This is a genomic window from Lactococcus sp., from assembly GCF_036648155.1.
GTDB lineage: Bacteria > Bacillota > Bacilli > Lactobacillales > Streptococcaceae > Lactococcus > Lactococcus cremoris.
In genome coordinates, this window is the sequence record NZ_JAVXIY010000004.1 from 200456 (window position 1) to 217719 (window position 17264).

Annotated in this window: 18 protein-coding genes; all 18 read left to right on the plus strand. The window is 36.0% G+C overall.

All coding sequences use genetic code 11. The features are described 5' to 3' along the window. Positions 1 to 24 precede the first annotated feature (24 nt). The 18 genes from tenA to RSC39_RS05855 all read left to right on the plus strand — a co-directional run bounded on the left by tenA (position 25) and on the right by RSC39_RS05855 (position 17209). Positions 25 to 681, plus strand: coding sequence for a thiaminase II (gene tenA, locus RSC39_RS05770; RefSeq protein WP_063282171.1), 657 nt, complete (start codon positions 25 to 27; stop codon positions 679 to 681). 387 nt (positions 682 to 1068) lie between these two features. Continuing rightward, the gene (locus tag RSC39_RS05775; protein WP_021037692.1) at positions 1069 to 2247 is read left to right on the plus strand and encodes an SLC13 family permease; all 1179 of its coding nucleotides are present in this window, start codon (positions 1069 to 1071) and stop codon (positions 2245 to 2247) included. Positions 2248 to 2420: 173 nt separating this feature from the next. Next, complete coding sequence (locus tag RSC39_RS05780) at positions 2421 to 2981, plus strand: N-acetyltransferase family protein (protein WP_332535757.1); 561 nt, start codon at positions 2421 to 2423, stop codon at positions 2979 to 2981. Positions 2982 to 3097: 116 nt separating this feature from the next. Then, a complete protein-coding gene (locus RSC39_RS05785) occupies positions 3098 to 3496 on the plus strand; it encodes a hypothetical protein (protein ID WP_063282169.1) in 399 nt (132 codons plus the stop codon). Between the two features lie 104 nt (positions 3497 to 3600). Next, positions 3601 to 4533 carry an ABC transporter ATP-binding protein gene (locus tag RSC39_RS05790; protein ID WP_332535760.1) on the plus strand — a complete coding sequence of 311 codons (933 nt, stop codon included), beginning with the start codon at positions 3601 to 3603 and terminating at the stop codon, positions 4531 to 4533. Beyond that, the gene (locus tag RSC39_RS05795) at positions 4530 to 5891 is read left to right on the plus strand and encodes an ABC transporter permease (RefSeq protein WP_332535762.1); all 1362 of its coding nucleotides are present in this window, start codon (positions 4530 to 4532) and stop codon (positions 5889 to 5891) included. Before RSC39_RS05790 ends, RSC39_RS05795 begins: the two co-directional genes overlap by 4 nt. 57 nt (positions 5892 to 5948) lie before the next feature. Then, complete coding sequence (locus RSC39_RS05800) at positions 5949 to 6605, plus strand: helix-hairpin-helix domain-containing protein (protein WP_332535764.1); 657 nt, start codon at positions 5949 to 5951, stop codon at positions 6603 to 6605. Next, positions 6586 to 8796 (plus strand): DNA internalization-related competence protein ComEC/Rec2, encoded by a 2211-nt coding sequence (locus RSC39_RS05805; RefSeq protein WP_332535766.1) that lies wholly within the window; start codon positions 6586 to 6588, stop codon positions 8794 to 8796. Before RSC39_RS05800 ends, RSC39_RS05805 begins: the two co-directional genes overlap by 20 nt. Positions 8797 to 9079: 283 nt before the next feature. Beyond that, positions 9080 to 9856: an alpha/beta hydrolase family protein gene (locus tag RSC39_RS05810; RefSeq protein WP_063282164.1), complete on the plus strand. Its 777-nt coding sequence runs from the start codon at positions 9080 to 9082 to the stop codon at positions 9854 to 9856. A 181-nt stretch (positions 9857 to 10037) separates the two neighbouring features. Continuing rightward, positions 10038 to 10253 (plus strand): F0F1 ATP synthase subunit C, encoded by a 216-nt coding sequence (locus tag RSC39_RS05815; protein WP_004255250.1) that lies wholly within the window; start codon positions 10038 to 10040, stop codon positions 10251 to 10253. Between the two features lie 46 nt (positions 10254 to 10299). Beyond that, a complete protein-coding gene (gene atpB, locus RSC39_RS05820; RefSeq protein WP_004255255.1) occupies positions 10300 to 11013 on the plus strand; it encodes a F0F1 ATP synthase subunit A in 714 nt (237 codons plus the stop codon). 14 nt (positions 11014 to 11027) lie between these two features. Beyond that, entirely contained in the window at positions 11028 to 11534 is a 507-nt protein-coding gene (atpF, locus tag RSC39_RS05825) for a F0F1 ATP synthase subunit B (RefSeq protein ID WP_010906128.1), read from the plus strand. Between the two features lies 1 nt (position 11535). Next, positions 11536 to 12063 carry a F0F1 ATP synthase subunit delta gene (locus tag RSC39_RS05830; RefSeq protein ID WP_011835692.1) on the plus strand — a complete coding sequence of 176 codons (528 nt, stop codon included), beginning with the start codon at positions 11536 to 11538 and terminating at the stop codon, positions 12061 to 12063. A gap of 188 nt (positions 12064 to 12251) precedes the next feature. Then, positions 12252 to 13754 carry a F0F1 ATP synthase subunit alpha gene (gene atpA, locus RSC39_RS05835; RefSeq protein WP_014572214.1) on the plus strand — a complete coding sequence of 501 codons (1503 nt, stop codon included), beginning with the start codon at positions 12252 to 12254 and terminating at the stop codon, positions 13752 to 13754. Between the two features lie 15 nt (positions 13755 to 13769). After that, positions 13770 to 14639, plus strand: a complete 870-nt coding sequence (locus RSC39_RS05840) for a F0F1 ATP synthase subunit gamma (protein ID WP_011676766.1) — start codon at positions 13770 to 13772, stop codon at positions 14637 to 14639. A 171-nt stretch (positions 14640 to 14810) separates the two neighbouring features. After that, a complete protein-coding gene (gene atpD, locus RSC39_RS05845) occupies positions 14811 to 16220 on the plus strand; it encodes a F0F1 ATP synthase subunit beta (RefSeq protein ID WP_014735119.1) in 1410 nt (469 codons plus the stop codon). 184 nt (positions 16221 to 16404) lie between these two features. Beyond that, entirely contained in the window at positions 16405 to 16830 is a 426-nt protein-coding gene (locus RSC39_RS05850; protein ID WP_011676764.1) for a F0F1 ATP synthase subunit epsilon, read from the plus strand. A 115-nt stretch (positions 16831 to 16945) separates the two neighbouring features. Further along, complete coding sequence (locus RSC39_RS05855; protein WP_332535770.1) at positions 16946 to 17209, plus strand: hypothetical protein; 264 nt, start codon at positions 16946 to 16948, stop codon at positions 17207 to 17209. The last annotated feature ends 55 nt before the right edge of the window (positions 17210 to 17264 follow it).

Consider the following 17264-nt stretch of genomic DNA (forward strand, 5'->3'; position numbering starts at 1 on the left):
TGAAAAATTTTAAGGAAAATGAAAATGTTATTTACTGAATTAGCAAGAGAAAAATCAGCAAAATATTGGGAAATGAGTTTTGAACATCCTTTTATCGAAGGTTTAGTGACGGGGAACTTATCTTCTGAGGCTTTCCGATATTACTTACTTCAAGACCGCTATTATTTAGAACACTTTAGTAAGCTCTATCTTTATATTGCGGAAAAAACTGAGGATAAAATGATTCGAGAACATTTAAAATTAAATGCAGAAGAATTAAAAGAAGGTGAAATATTCATTCGAGAAGGTTTTTTTAGGGACTTAGATATTACCGAGCAAGAAATTTCAGAAACCGCTATTGCTCCAACAGCTTATCATTATGTTTCTCATATGTATCGTCAGCTCGTTGATGGTACGGTTAATACGGCTATTGCTGGCATGTTGCCTTGCGCTTGGCTTTATCATGAGATTGGACTTCGTTTGATTGATAGGGGTTCTTCTAACGCCTTATACCAACGATGGATTGAAACATACGCGAGTGAAGAGGTTACGGTACAAATCGAAAAAGAGTGTGCCATTATCAATCAACTTTATCAAGAAAGTAATGAGTCAGAACGTGAAAAAATGCTTGAAACTTTTGTGATTAGCAGTAAGATGGAATACGAATTTTGGGAAATGTCGATGAACTTAGAAAAATGGTAATTTTTCGGGAATAAGTGAGAAATATCGATAGGACTTATAATGTAAAAAAAACATTAATTTTATTTCAGTTATTTCTTGCAAACGGATACACAAAATGATAGAATATGTTTATCCTTATAGGAAAACGTTTACCTTTAAGTCATGGTTACGTTACTAAGCTATAGCGAGTAGCTTAATTTCTTTCAGATCCCTCCTAGTCAGGGGGATTTTTTGTTTTGTGAAATATAAAATTTTAAGATGATTATCTCCTCAAAATAATGAATCTATTGAGTCAAGATGTTCACTTGAAAATAATTCGCTTTTAAGTGAGAAAAAGCTTGTCACTGGTATCTTTAGATGGTATAATTTATTGTGGTGCAAAATTTTATATGCTAGTTAGGAGAAGTAGTGGAACATTCAGCTACTCAGCGCGAATCCCAAAAAATCTGGACGGCCATTAAAAACTGGTTTCTAGTGGACAAAGTTTTTCTGATTTCGTTTATTATTGCAATTATTGCCATTAGTTTGGGTGGAGTGACAACTCGTTTTTTCAATTATCATGTCATTGTTACGGTTTCAGGATTGATGCTTGTCATTGGTGGTTTTAAGGAAACAGGATTGTTACAGTATTTGGGACAGACCTTAGTCAAAAGAAGTACAACAACGCGTCAGCTTGTTCGATTTACGACGCTACTTACCTTCTTTTTAGCCGTTTTTTTTACAAACGATTTAACAATTTTGACGGTTTTACCGCTCTATTTAGCGATTACTAAAGAAATTAAAAATCGAAAATCAGTTTATATTGGGGCAGCTTTAATTGTTCCAGCTTGTCATATTGGTTCTGCTTTGCTTCCGCAAGGAAATCCGCATAATCTCTATCTTTATTCGTTTTATAAGGTAGCGGCACATCATGGTGGAGTTCCCCTGACAAATTTAGACTTTTTCAAAGGAACTGGGGCTTTATGGATTTTAGGTTTATTGATTTTGATGATTGCTTGTCAATTCATCGATAATGAGCCTTTGGTTATTGAAACTAAAGTGAATCAATTTAATAAAGTTGAAACTTCTATCTTCGTTGTTTTGATGTTGTTAATGGCAGCTTCTGTTTTTGGTTATGTGAATTTTTATCTTGCTGGAGCAATCGTTGCTCTAGTTGTGCTAATTTATCGTCCGCGACTTTTTAAAGGAATTGATTATCATCTTTTATTTACTTTTATCTTTTTCTTTTTGATTGTGGGTAATATCGCTAATATTCATGTGTTGACTGATTTTATCAGTAATACCTTAGTTGGACCACAGGCTTCTTTTTTAGGAACCGTGATTATGAGCCAGTTTATTTCTAATATTGCGGCCCCCATCTTGATTTCGCCATTTACTCCCCATGCTGTTTCTTTGGTCCTTGGAGCTGATATTGGTGGGATTGGAACAATTGTTTCCTCTATGGCAACACTGATTGCTTATAAGGTGATTCGGATGAATGCGCGGGGCGAAACACGTGGTTTCGTAAAATATTTTACAATTGTCAATGCCGGATTTGTCCTAATTTTAACACTGATTGGTTTGATTATTGTGACACTTGTTGGTTAAAATGTAAAAGTTGGACTTTCCAACTTTTTTTATTTTTCAAAAAATTGAAAGTTACTGACAGGTCTCATAGGCACTTTTATTTATTTTTAAAATTTTATTATCTAGCGATGTGAGAAGTTCTGTCATTAGTTAATAATTGGTGTATAATAGATAAAAACTATAAAGGGGATAAGATGGAGTTTAGACTAGCAAAAAAAGCTGATGCTCAGCGACTTTTAGAGATTTATAGACCATATGTTGAAAAAACAGCCATTACTTTTGAGTACGAAGTGCCTACACTAGAAGAATTTGAAAATCGAATTGAAAAAATTGGGAGTCAATTTCCATATCTTTTAGCGATTGAAAATGGTAAAATCATTGGTTATGCCTATGCAGGGACCTACCGTGAACGGGCGGCTTATGATTGGGTGGTCGAATTATCAATTTATTTAGATGAAAAAGAGCGACAACATGGAGCTGGAAGTGCCCTTTATCAAAAGTTACTGACAGCCTTAGCGGCACTCAATTATCAACGGGCCTATGCTTGTATTACTTATCCAAATCCAGCTAGTGTCGCTTTCCATGAGAAATTTGGATTTCAACAAATTGGACTTTTCCCCAAGGCTGGTTATAAGTTTGAACAATGGTATGGAATTGTTTGGTTAGAATTAGCACTACAAAAATCTGAAGAGGTAAAGGCTCCAAAATTACTGACAGATTTATCAGAAGAGGAAATAAAAAAAATCTTGGAATAATGACCAAGGTTTTTTTATTATATAAATTATAAAAGAAGTAAAACATTTTGCCTTTTGTAAGAAAAATATTAAAATAAAATTAAAGAAAATAAATATAAATTAGAAAGGAAGAAAAAATGAACAAATTTATCTGGTCCATTTTTATCCCAATCCTGATTTTTGCAGGACTACTGACCCTTCTGGGCTTTCTCTTAGAAACTCAGCACTTTTACTGGCTTCAAACCATTGAGCTCATTTATCTTTTTGGAAGTCTGCTTATTGCTTTTACTAGTTTTCGTATCTGGAGACTTGGCATAAAAATTCGGAGAATGAAAACATTAAAAGTATTATGGCTTTTTCTAAGTTTTGGATTTTTACTTGACTTAATTAATACTGGAGTCTATATCGCACAGGGGCGTGGCTTACTTTGGGGAATGAGTAATTATAATTCGGCTCTTCCGGCTTTCTTGGCTAGTCTGCTACTTTTAGTCTTGTGTTTTAATGGGTTGAGAAATCAAATGAAAACGGTAAAATAAAAAGACAAAATGAACAATTTTTTGTCTTACCTAAGGAGAAAAAGTAGGTGAAAAGTGAAAATAAAATGATATAATTAGAAAAAAAAGGAAAAGTAAGAGAATTTATGACATTAAAGATTGACAAAGTTCAAAAAAACTTTGGGAGTAAAATCGCCGTTGACCATCTTAATATGATTATCAAACCTGGGGAGGTCATGGGACTGATTGGTCAAAATGGTGCGGGAAAAACAACAACATTTCGGATGATTCTTAATTTCATACCAACTGATCAAGGGAAAATTACTTGGCAAGGCGCTCCGATTACCCAAGAAATCAAACAAAAAATTGGTTTTTTACCCGAAGAGCGGGGCCTCTATCAAAAAATGACGGTAGAGGATCAAATTCTTTATTTTGCCGAACTACATGGGATGAAGCGGGCAGATGCACGTTTAAAACTTCAAGATTGGATGAAACGTTTAGAAGTCGTTGGAAAATCAACAGATAAAGTTCAAACGCTCTCAAAAGGGAATGCCCAAAAAATTCAATTTATTGCCACCTTGATTCATGAGCCAGAATTTTTAATTTTAGACGAACCATTCACAGGACTTGACCCTGTAAACACAGAACTTTTGCGAAATGAAATTAAGCGAAGTCGTGATAAGGGAGCAGCAGTTATTTTCTCTAATCATAATATGAGTGATGTTGAGCTTTTATCTGACCACTTGCTGATGCTAAAAGGTGGGCAAACGATATTGAATGGTACGGTTGAAGATATCAGAGCTTCTTATGGTCGGACCCGTGTTTATTTAGAGTCGGACCTATCAAATGATGAACTTTCCTTAATTTCAGGAGTTGAGTCAATTGAAAAAAGAGGGAGTGGCCGTTCAATTAAAATTTCTGAAGCAAATGTTGGTCGTGAAATTTTTCAAAAAGTAGCCAAAGATGGCTATGTCCAAGCCTTTGTTCAATCCCCTCCCTCCCTTGATGAAATTTTCCGAATGGAAGTGGCTGAGCATAATCAAGAAGACCTAAGCGCGAAAAGTGGGGTGGCGAAATGAAAAATCAAACTTGGCTTGTTGCAAAAAATATTTATCGTAGTCGCATCAAGGGAGTGGGTTTTTGGGCCCTCGTTCTTTCTCCTTTTTTATTAGGAGCAATCTACTTAGTTATTGGTCTGGTCATCAGTAGCGGGGCTAATCAAACTCCGCAATTGGCAGTCGTAGATAATCCTGCTTTAACTCAAATTCTTTCTAAAAATGAGAGTTTAAAAGCTGATATTAAAAATGAATCTTCTTTAAAAGAGGCTAAAAATGAGCTTTCTGAAGGGAGAATTGATGGTTTTTTGACTGTTGAAGATGGGACTTACACCATTGTTACGGACAATAAATCAAGTGTCAAATTTGACCAAACAAGTTTTCAATCAGCACTAACTCAAGTTAATATATCAAAGACAGCTCAGCGTTTAAATCTATCGGCAGCTGATGTTCAAGAATTGCTCAGTCCAGCTAAATTTACGATGAAAACTCAAACAAGTTCTGGGCAAAAATCAACAGGAAATGCTCAGACTGGGGCAAATATTGCTATTGGTTCAATTGCTTCGATTTTAATCTTCACATTGATGATGATGTATGTGGGAATTATAGGGCAAGAAATTGGTAATGAGAAATCAAGCCGGATTATGGAGACTTTACTTGCGGCAACAAGCTCAAATGTGCAGTATTATGGGAAAATTATCGGTGTTATTTTGCTTCTGACCACTCAGCTTGGAATTTACGTTATCGGATTTGGAGTTGCTTATCCATTCATCAGAAATTTAGACCAAATCAAAGCAATTGGTGAAATGCTTTCAGGCATTACCTTTGGATTTGGAATTTATTTAGTCACGATGTCATTGGTTGGAATTTTGGGTTATCTTATTCTTGCTTCAATTGTAGCTTCTTTAGTGAATGAACAAGCCCAAGTTCAACAAGCTACTCAGCCAATTGCCTTTTTAGCGATGATTGGATACATTGGTGGGATTGCAGGCTCAACTGTGCCTGGAAATATTGTTTTAAAAGTGCTTAGTTTTATACCTTTTATTAGTCCAACTTTGATGACTAGTCGTTTAGCCATCCAATACTCAACCACTACAGAAGCCTGGATTGCTCTTGGCTTACAGTTACTAGCCACTCTGGCAATAGCCAAGGCTGGAGAAAAAATTTATGCGCGTAATGTGCTTTCTTATAGCGATGAGAAGATTATGAGTCAACTCTTTAAAGGACTGACAGGAAGACAGGCAAAGCGAAAAAATGCTGACAAAGTGGTCAGTAAAAATGGAAAAAAGAAAAATCCTTGGCGTCGAAATTCACCATTAAGACTGGCTCTTGTTATCTTAATTATTCTAATTATCTTGGCTTACCGGTTCATTTTTAAATAAAAACATTAATAATTTAACTCTTGGAAACTTTTCAAGAGTTTTTTCGTATATAAAAGTATGGAAAAAATTTTAGATAAATTAAAAGAATACTGGAAAATAATGCTTTTAGTTGTTTGTGCACTTATTGCTGGTGGAATTTTTTATATTTTCACCAATTCACCAAAGCCAGCTGAAACTCTGTCAGTAGAAAATTTGATCTCTAGTTCTACCAAAAGCTCTGTCAGTAAATTTAATAGTAGCAGTAGTGAAAAAAATAAAAATGAAATTATGGTTGATTTAAAAGGAGCGGTTGCAAAACCTAATGTATACCAAATTTCGTCAGATGAGCGCCTTGTTGATTTAATTAGGCAAGCGGGAGGATTTACTGATCAAGCAGACCAGAAATCAATCAATCTGTCAGCAAAACTTAAAGATGAAGAAGTGATTTATGTACCGAAAGTTGGGGAAAGTTCAAGTTCAGAAAGTACTGACAGTCCTACTAGCAGCTCTGTCAGTAATCAAATTTCAACGACAAGTGGTCCAAAAATAAATATCAATAAAGCAGACCTGACAGAATTACAAAAACTGACTGGAATTGGTCAAAAAAAAGCGCAAGATATTATTGATTTTCGCATGAAAAATGGTGACTTTAAATCAATAGAGGATTTGGGTAAAGTATCTGGCTTTGGGGATAAAACATTAGAAAAACTGAAAGATGAGATTTCTATTGATTAAATTTCCCTTGATTTTTCTAACTTATCTTGTTGTGCTCCTTTATTTTTGTATCTTTACTTACAATTTACCCTTGCTTATTTTATTTATTTGCTCAATTTTACTAGCTCTATTCAGAAAATATTATCTAATGATTCCGATATTAATTGTTTTTGCTGGATTTTTTCTGTTAATCAATAGTCTTAGTATTAGGGATAATGAAAATCAACCAAAAGCTCTCTCAAAAATTGAATTAATTCCAGATACAATTCAAGTCAATGGTGATTTATTGAGTTTTCAGGGGAGAATGAACGGACAAAACTATCAAGTCTATGACACATTGAAAAGTCTAAAAGAGAAAAAATTTTATCAGAACTTAAGTCAAAATTGTCAGTTAAGTTTCACAGGAAACCTTGAAATACCAGAAACTCAGCGAAATTTTAATGGTTTTGATGACCAAAAATATTTAGCTAGTCAAAATATCTATCGACAGATTACCATCCAGCAAATTACAAATGTGGAAATAAAAAAGAATTTTGACCTTCATACTTTAAGGCGAAAGGCAATTGTTTGGGCACAAAATCATTTTCCAAAACCGATGAGTGACTATATGACAGGCTTACTTTTTGGCTTTTTAAGCAAGGATTTTAATCAGATGAGCGATATTTACAGCTCTTTAGGAATTATTCATCTTTTTGCTCTATCAGGAATGCAAGTAAATTTTTTTATTGATTGGTTTCGTAAAATACTTCTTCGCATGGGACTGACGAGAGAAAGAGTGAATCTTGTTCAAATTCCATTTTCTATTTTTTATGCTTTTATGACGGGATTATCAGTTTCAGTTTTAAGAGCCCTTTTTCAAAAAAATATTCGTCTGACTTCTTTGGATAATATCGCAGTGACGACATTAGTTTTGATGCTCATAAGTCCAAAAATTTTACTGACGACTGGCGGTCAGCTTACCTTGTTTTATGCTTTTGTCATTTCGATGCTTAACCATTCTTTTTCTAATTTAAATGGATTGAAAAAAGTGCTGACAGAATCAGCAGTCCTTTCACTTTGTGTTCTTCCGTTACTCATCTTTGATTTCCATATTTTTCAGCCTCTTTCAATATTATTAACAATTATATTTGGTTTTCTTTTTGATTTTATGCTGCTCCCGCTGCTTTTATGCTGTTTTCTTATATCATTTTTGGGATTTTCGCTCAATTTAAATTTTATTTTTCAAATTCTAGAATGGCTAGTTCATAAAGTTGATTTACCCTTACATTACCCCTTTGTTTTGGGGAAACCTAGTTCATTCGAATTAATTATTCTATTTGTGTTAATTGGTTTATTCGTAGATTCATTTTTTCATAAAAAAAGGAAATTTTTTTTTATTGGATTTATATTTTTATTTTTTTTCATCACTAAAAATCCAATGAGAGCAAGCATTACAGCGGTTGATATCGGACAAGGCGATAGTATTTTTCTACAAGATAAGTTTAATAAAGAAAACATTCTGATTGATACTGGGGGACGACTTGCTCTTCCTCAAAAAAATTGGCAAAAAGCGCAGACGCAATCAAATGCTGACAAAACGCTTATTCCTTATTTAGAATCCATGGGGGTGGCTCATATTGACCAACTTATTCTGACTCATACAGATGCTGACCATGTTGGTGATTTCTTATCCTTAGCTGATAAAATAAAAATAAGAGAAATCTGGGTCAGTCCGGGAGAATTAACCAACAGTAGTTTTGTGGAAAAATTAAAAAAAGCAAAAATTCCGATTCATGTTAGTAAAGTTGGGGATAAAATTCCGATTTTTGATAGTTTTCTTCAAGTTTTATCAAATGGTTACACTAAAAAAGGTGATAATAATGATTCCATAGTGACTTATGGAAACTTTTACCATACAAAATTTCTTTTTACAGGAGATTTGGAACAAGAAGGAGAAAAAAAGCTTCTACAAAATTATCCCAAATTACAGGTAGATGTGTTAAAAGTGGGGCATCATGGCAGTAAAACAAGTTCAAGTCCGGAATTCATCAAAGAGATACATCCTAAACTTGCACTAATCTCGGTTGGAAAAGCTAATCGCTATGGTCATCCCAATCAAGAAACTTTAGAAACCTTAGCCAAATATCAGGTAAAGACACTCAGAACTGACCAAAAAGGGGCAATAAAATTAACAGAAGTAAATCAGCAATGGCAAATCAAAACAGTTAGATAAATGAAAGGAAAAAAGAGAGCAAAAGACATCTATAAAATGTTACAATAAAGAAGACGTTGAGTGCCTGTGGAAACTAAAAAAGTACTTCTTTCATTTCGTTTTTTTATTATTAAAAACAAAATGGAAGGAATAGTCATAGTGCACACTTTGAAAAAAGAAAACGAAGGTCAGATTTAAAAAGAAAGGAATTTTTAATTTAACAGAATTCAAGAAATTGAACTTATAATAGGTAGAAAGTTAACAACATTTGCTAACAACATAAAATTTATTAAGGAGACTTTTTATGGCAGTAATCAATATCGAATACTACTCAGAAGTTCTTGGGATGAATCGAAAAGTCAATGTTATTTACCCTGAGTCAAGTAAGGTGGAAGATTTTTCAAACACAGAGATACCCGTACTTTACCTTTTGCACGGAATGAGTGGAAACGAAAATTCATGGATGATTCGTTCTGGAATTGAAAGATTAATTCGACACACAAATTTGGCGATTGTAATGCCCTCGACAGATTTAGGTTTTTACGTGAATACCACTTATGGTATGAATTATTTTGATGCGATTGCCTTGGAACTTCCAAAAGTAATTCACAATTTTTTCCCAAATTTATCTACAAAAAAAGAAAAGAACTTTATTGCTGGTTTATCTATGGGTGGATATGGTGCTTACCGTCTTGCCCTAGGTACAGATCACTTTAGCTATGCCGCAAGTTTGTCAGGAGTTCTGACATTCGATGGAATGGAAGAGAATTTCAAAGAAAACCCAGCTTATTGGGGCGGGATTTTTGGAAATTGGGAGACTTTTAAGGGTTCAGATAATGAAATTTTGGCCTTAGCTGATCGTAAGAATGAGGAACGACCAAAACTTTACGCTTGGTGTGGAAAACAAGATTTTCTTTTCCCAGGAAATGAGTACGCAATAGTAGAGTTGAAGAAAAAGGGATTTGATGTTACTTATGAGAGTTCAGATGGTGTCCATGAATGGTATTATTGGACTAAAAAAATAGAGTCTGTCTTACAGTGGCTCCCTATAAATTATAAGCAAGAAGAACGATTGAGCTAATATTAAAAATTTCCATTTTATTCAAGACAAAAGTAAAAAGTTTGTCTATCAAACGCTTACAAAGACAAAAACAAGAGAAATGATGAAATTCTCATGCTTGTCTTTGACAAAAACTACGAATAGTAGTAGAATTTCTTAGTAAAATAAATTTGCGAAATCGCAATATAGAAAGAGGTCTATAATGACAATTACACTTGCCGCTCTTGGAGCAATTGCTATCGGTCTTGCAGCACTCGGAGCCGCTATCGGTGATGGACTTATCGTTTCAAACTTCCTCCAAGCCGTTGCACGCCAACCTGAACTTGAAGGAAAACTTCGTGGTTCAATGTTCATGGGTATCGCCTTCGTCGAAGGTACATTCTTCATCGCCCTTGCTATGGCATTCCTTTTCCGTTAAAATTTTTCTCAACAAAAAATTTTAAAAACAGAAAGGAAGAACAGGTATGGAATCAACATGGACCTTTAATATTGGGCCAATTCCATTTGATGGAACAATCACAGTAATGACTTTTGTGACTGTCCTCATTGTTTTCGGTCTGGTATTCTGGGCGAGCCGCAATATGCAGCTCAAGCCCAAAGGTAAACAAAATGTTCTTGAGTGGGTTGTTGATTTTGTCAATGGAGTTTCCAAAGATAACGTCGGCCCTCATGAAGCACCACGCTTTGCGCTCATGAACTTTACCCTCTTTTCTTTCCTTCTTATTGCCAACTGCATTGGGCTAGTAACTAAAATTAGTACGCCAGGTGATGTTTCTCTTTGGAAATCACCAACTGCAAATCCAACAGTCGATTTGACACTTGCGCTTCTTGTTGTTGTAATGTCAAATACACTGGGTGTACAAAAATTCGGTTTTAAAGGTTACCTCAAGGTTGCCTTCTGGAAAGATCCGAAAGGTCTTCTTCCAATGAACATTTTGGAAGAATTTACAAATGCACTTTCACTTGGTTTACGGCTTTATGGGAATATCTTCGCGGGTGAAATCATGCTTGGTCTTATTGCCGGTATGATTCAATCAACCATGTGGATGCTTCCAGTTGCGTGGATTCTAGAAGTTGCATGGATTGGCTTTTCACTTTTCATTTCAGCCCTCCAAGCTTATGTCTTTGTCCTTTTGACAAACTTGTACATTAGCCACAAAATCATAGCAGAACATTAAGAAAGGAGTAGAAATTGTCAACATTATTATTAGAAGCTGCTCCGAATACCGTTCTCGGTAACATCATCGTTGTATCTGGTGCATTTATTATCTTATTGGTATTGTTGCGCCTCTTTGCATGGAATGCAATTACAAGTGTTTTTGCAAGTCGTGCGAAAAAAATATCTGATGATATCGATGCAGCAGAAGCGAACAACAAACAAGCCGCTGACTTGGTTAAACAACGTCAAGCAGAGCTTGCAGGTTCTAAAGAAGAAGCTGCTAACATCATTCAAGTTGCAAATGACACTGCCTCACAAAACCGTGCGAAAGTACTTGCAACAGCAAATGAAGAAGCAACTAGCTTGAAGAAACGTGCGCAAGAAGATATCGAGCAAGAACGCAAAGAAGCTCTTAACACAGTTAAAGGCGATGTTGCGGACATCTCAGTTCAAATTGCTGAAAAGCTCATTGGACAATCATTAGATGCTTCTGCACAACAGGAATTAATCGACTCTTATCTCGCTAAGTTAGGAGAATAAGATGACAAAAGTAAATTCACAAAAATACAGTAAAGCTTTACTTGAGGTCGCCCAAGAAAAAGGACAACTTGAAGCAATTCTTACTGAAGTTAGCGAAATGATTCAGCTTTTCAAAGAAAATAACTTAGGTGCTTTTTTAGCAAATGAAGTTTATTCATTCTCTGCTAAATCTGAATTGATTGATACTTTGCTTCAAACTTCATCAGAAGTGATGTCAAATTTCCTGAATACTATTCGTTCTAATGGACGTCTAGCTGACCTCGGAGAAATACTTGAAGAAACTAAAAATGCAGCGGATGACATGTTTAAAATTGCTGACGTTGAAGTTGTTTCAAGTATTGCATTGTCAGAAGCTCAAATTGAAAAATTTAAAGCAATGGCTAAATCAAAATTTGATTTAAACGAAGTAACAGTAATTAATACAGTCAATGAAAAAATTCTCGGAGGATTCATTGTAAACTCTCGTGGAAAAATTATTGACGCCTCATTAAAAACACAATTGGCTAAAATCGCCGCTGAAATCCTCTAATCAGGATAGAAAAATTTTCTTCCTTTGTTAAAAACTTAGTGGAGAATTTTTCAAACTCAAACTGTTAAACTTTTGAAAACATGCAAAGGAAATTTTAAAACTTGCCTATCCATGCTCAAAAAGTATAACTGCAGTTTAAAGCTAAATAGCCTTGAACTAGTAAAAAATTTCTAGAAGGGAGCATATTTTTGGCAATTAAAGCTAATGAAATCAGCTCACTGATTAAAAAACAAATTGAAAATTTCACACCAGATTTTGAAGTTGCTGAAACTGGTGTCGTTACCTATGTTGGTGATGGTATCGCGCGTGCCTATGGCCTTGAAAATGCGATGAGCGGTGAGCTTGTTGAGTTTTCAAATGGTGTACTTGGTATGGCGCAAAACTTGGATGCTACAGACGTTGGTATTATCGTACTTGGTGATTTCCTCTCAATTCGTGAAGGTGATACTGTTAAACGTACAGGTAAAATCATGGAAATCCAAGTTGGTGAAGAACTCATCGGACGTGTTGTAAACCCACTTGGACAACCCGTTGATGGACTTGGAGAACTTAATACAGGTAAAACTCGTCCTGTTGAAGCAAAAGCTCCTGGTGTTATGCAACGTAAATCAGTCTCTGAGCCATTACAAACTGGTCTTAAAGCGATTGATGCCCTCGTTCCAATTGGACGTGGACAACGTGAATTAATTATCGGAGACCGTCAAACAGGTAAAACTTCAGTCGCTATTGATGCAATCTTGAACCAAAAAGGTCAAGATATGATTTGTATCTATGTCGCGATTGGACAAAAAGAGTCAACAGTTCGTACACAAGTTGAAACGCTCCGTAAACTCGGTGCGATGGATTATACTATCGTCGTAACTGCGTCAGCTTCTCAACCTTCTCCACTCCTATACATCGCTCCTTATGCTGGAGCTGCAATGGGTGAAGAATTTATGTATAACGGTAAACATGTCTTGGTTGTTTATGATGATTTATCTAAACAAGCGGTAGCTTACCGTGAACTTTCTCTCTTGCTCCGTCGTCCACCAGGTCGTGAAGCATACCCAGGTGACGTTTTCTACTTGCACTCACGTCTTTTGGAACGTGCTGCTAAATTGTCTGATGATCTTGGTGGTGGATCAATGACGGCTTTGCCATTCATTGAAACACAAGCAGGTGATATCTCAGCTTATATTGCAACAAACGTTATCTCTATTACCGACGGTCAAATTTTCCTTGAAAATGACTTGTTCTATTCAGGTGTACGTCCTGCCATTGATGCTGGTTCATCAGTATCACGTGTTGGTGGTGCCGCACAAATCAAAGCCATGAAGAAAGTAGCTGGTACTTTGCGTCTTGACCTTGCGTCATTCCGTGAACTTGAAGCCTTTACACAATTTGGTTCTGACCTTGATGAAGCGACTCAAGCAAAATTGAATCGTGGTCGTCGTACCGTTGAAGTTTTGAAACAACCATTGCACAAACCATTGGCTGTTGAAAAACAAGTTTTGATTCTCTATGCATTGACTCATGGTCATCTTGATGATGTTCCAGTTGATGATGTTCTTGATTTTGAAACTAAAATGTTCGATTTCTTCGATGCAAATTATGCAGATCTCTTGAACGTAATTACTGACACTAAAGATTTGCCAGAAGAAGCAAAACTTGACGAAGCGATTAAAGCATTCAAAAATACAACGAATTATTAATAAGGAGGCTAACTAATGGGAGCTTCACTTAACGAAATAAAAACTAAGATTGCGTCAACAAAGAAAACAAGTCAAATCACAGGTGCCATGCAAATGGTTTCTGCTGCTAAACTTCAAAAAGCAGAATCTCACGCTAAAGCTTTTCAGACTTATGCTGAAAAAGTACGTAAGATTACGACTGACTTAGTTTCAAGCGATAATGAGCCGGCCAAAAATCCGATGATGATTAAACGTGAAGTCAAAAAAACTGGCTATCTCGTTATCACATCAGATCGTGGGCTTGTTGGCGGTTACAATTCAAATATTTTGAAGTCTGTTATAAGTAATATACGTAAACGCCACACAAATGAGAGCGAGTATACAATCCTTGCACTTGGTGGTACGGGAGCGGACTTTTTCAAAGCCCGTAACGTCAAAGTTTCTTATGTTCTTCGTGGACTTTCAGATCAACCGACCTTTGAAGAGGTTCGGGCAATTGTTACAGAAGCCGTGGAAGAATATCAAGCAGAAGAATTCGATGAACTCTATGTTTGTTACAACCACCACGTGAACTCATTGGTAAGTGAGGCACGGATGGAAAAAATGTTACCTATTTCTTTTGATGAAAAAGGTGACGAAAAAGCATCTCTTGTAACATTTGAATTAGAACCAGATCGTGAAACAATCTTAAATCAGTTGTTGCCGCAATATGCTGAAAGTATGATTTATGGCTCAATTGTTGATGCAAAAACAGCAGAACATGCTGCAGGTATGACCGCAATGCGTACTGCAACAGATAATGCACATTCTGTCATTAATGATTTGACCATTCAATATAACCGTGCTCGTCAAGCTTCAATTACGCAAGAAATTACGGAAATTGTTGCGGGTGCTTCAGCGCTATAATTACTGTCAAACATTATTCTCAATGTTACGATTTATCAACTTGAGGAATAAATGTTCTGTCAGTAAAGGCTTTGAATTTTAATTACGTTTGTCAGTAAATTTTTACTGATGAACTTAAAAATGAATAGAAATTCTGTTGTTAGACAGAAAATAAAAACAGGAGGAAAAACATTGAGTTCTGGTAAAATTACTCAGGTTATCGGTCCCGTCGTTGACGTGGAATTTGGTTCTGATGCCAAACTGCCTGAGATTAACAATGCCTTGATTGTCTACAAAGATGTCAATGGTTTAAAAACAAAAATTACTCTTGAAGTTGCTTTGGAACTTGGTGATGGTGCAGTTCGTACGATCGCTATGGAATCTACTGATGGATTGACTCGTGGACTTGAAGTCCTTGATACAGGTAAAGCGGTCAGCGTTCCTGTTGGTGAATCTACTCTTGGTCGTGTTTTTAATGTCCTTGGTGACGTTATTGATGGTGGAGAAGATTTCCCTGCTGATGCAGAACGTAATCCTATCCACAAGAAAGCTCCAACTTTTGACGAATTGTCAACTGCAAATGAAGTTCTTGTAACAGGGATTAAAGTTGTCGATTTACTTGCCCCTTATCTTAAAGGTGGGAAAGTCGGACTCTTCGGTGGTGCCGGTGTTGGTAAAACCGTCCTTATCCAAGAATTGATTCACAACATTGCCCAAGAACATGGTGGTATTTCTGTATTTACAGGTGTTGGGGAACGTACTCGTGAAGGGAATGACCTTTACTGGGAAATGAAAGAATCAGGCGTTATTGAAAAAACAGCCATGGTCTTTGGTCAAATGAATGAACCACCTGGAGCACGTATGCGTGTTGCCCTTACTGGTTTAACAATAGCGGAATATTTCCGTGATGTTCAAGGACAAGACGTATTGCTTTTCATCGATAACATCTTCCGTTTCACTCAAGCCGGTTCAGAAGTTTCTGCCCTTTTGGGACGTATGCCTTCTGCCGTTGGTTACCAACCAACTCTTGCAACTGAAATGGGTCAATTACAAGAACGTATCACTTCTACTAAGAAGGGTTCTGTTACATCTATCCAAGCGATTTATGTCCCTGCCGATGACTATACTGACCCAGCGCCAGCTACAGCCTTCGCTCACTTGGACGCAACAACTAACTTGGAACGTCGTTTGACACAAATGGGTATCTATCCAGCCGTTGACCCACTTGCTTCATCATCACGTGCGCTTACACCTGAAATTGTTGGTGAAGAACACTATGAAGTTGCAATGGAAGTTCAACGTGTCCTTCAACGCTACAAAGAATTGCAAGATATCATTGCCATTCTTGGTATGGATGAATTGTCAGATGATGAAAAAATTCTCGTTGGACGTGCACGTCGTATCCAATTCTTCCTTTCACAAAACTTCCACGTTGCTGAACAGTTTACTGGTCAACCTGGTTCATATGTACCAATTGACAAAACAGTTCATGACTTCAAGGAAATTTTGGAAGGTAAATATGACGAAGTCCCTGAAGATGCTTTCCGTGGAGTAGGTCCAATTGAAGACGTACTTGCAAAAGCAAAATCAATGGGTTATTAATTCGATTTCTTATGAAATGACAAAGTGAAAATACATTATTGAATCGCAAAATTTACTGACAATAATTCTGTCAGTAAAAGTTGCTTCAACTTTTTAAAAGTTTGATTAACTCTTGTAATTTTGTTTTTTAAAGTATTTTTACGCTTTATAATTTAAATTTTCATAGAAAAAATTGGAGGATCGAATGTCTGAAAACGTCATGACACTTCAAGTGATTACCCCTGCTGGTGTGGTTTATGATCACCATGCAAACTATATTACTGCTCGGACTACAAATGGTGAAATTGGTATTTTGCCAAACATGATTTCGACAATTGCTGGACTTGAAATTGATGAACTTAAAGTTCGTCGTCCAGATGATGAGACACATGTAGATTACATTGCTGTTAATGGTGGAATTATCGAAATTAAAGATAGTCTCGTAACAATTGTTGCAGATTCCGCCGAACGTAATCGTGATATTGATGTTTCACGTGCCGAACGTGCAAAAATTCGAGCTGAAAAAGCACTTGAAGTTGCTAAAGCTGAGAAAAAATCCGATGAAATAAAACGCGTAGAAGTTGCATTGCATCGCGCGCTCAACCGTTTGAATGTTTCATCTCATAATTAAAAAGCACCTGCGGGTGTTTTTTTATGTAAGATTAAAATGTTGCAAAATCAAGACATTAATGTTAAAATTATAGTCAGTAATGATTTAAGGATCTAAGAAATAAGTGAGGAAGAATGTGATTCTTGATTATTGTCGAGAACTGTTTGATATATTAGAAAATTTAGAAGGACTTTTAAAGGGTTCAGAAGACTTAAGAGAAGATTATCGTAAAAAAATATCAGCCCAAATTGCTCGTCAGGCTTCTATTTTGGATATCTTTATTTCAATCGGGATGATTGTTTACTTCATGCCTGATAAAACAGTATTTTTTAGTAATCTGGTACCTGGAACAGGACCGGTTGATCTTTTTTTTAGAATTGGAAAGTCAACGAAAAACTAGACACGGAGTTAAGAGAATTTAAGAATTATATTTTTCAAAGTCTTTTGGCGACTTG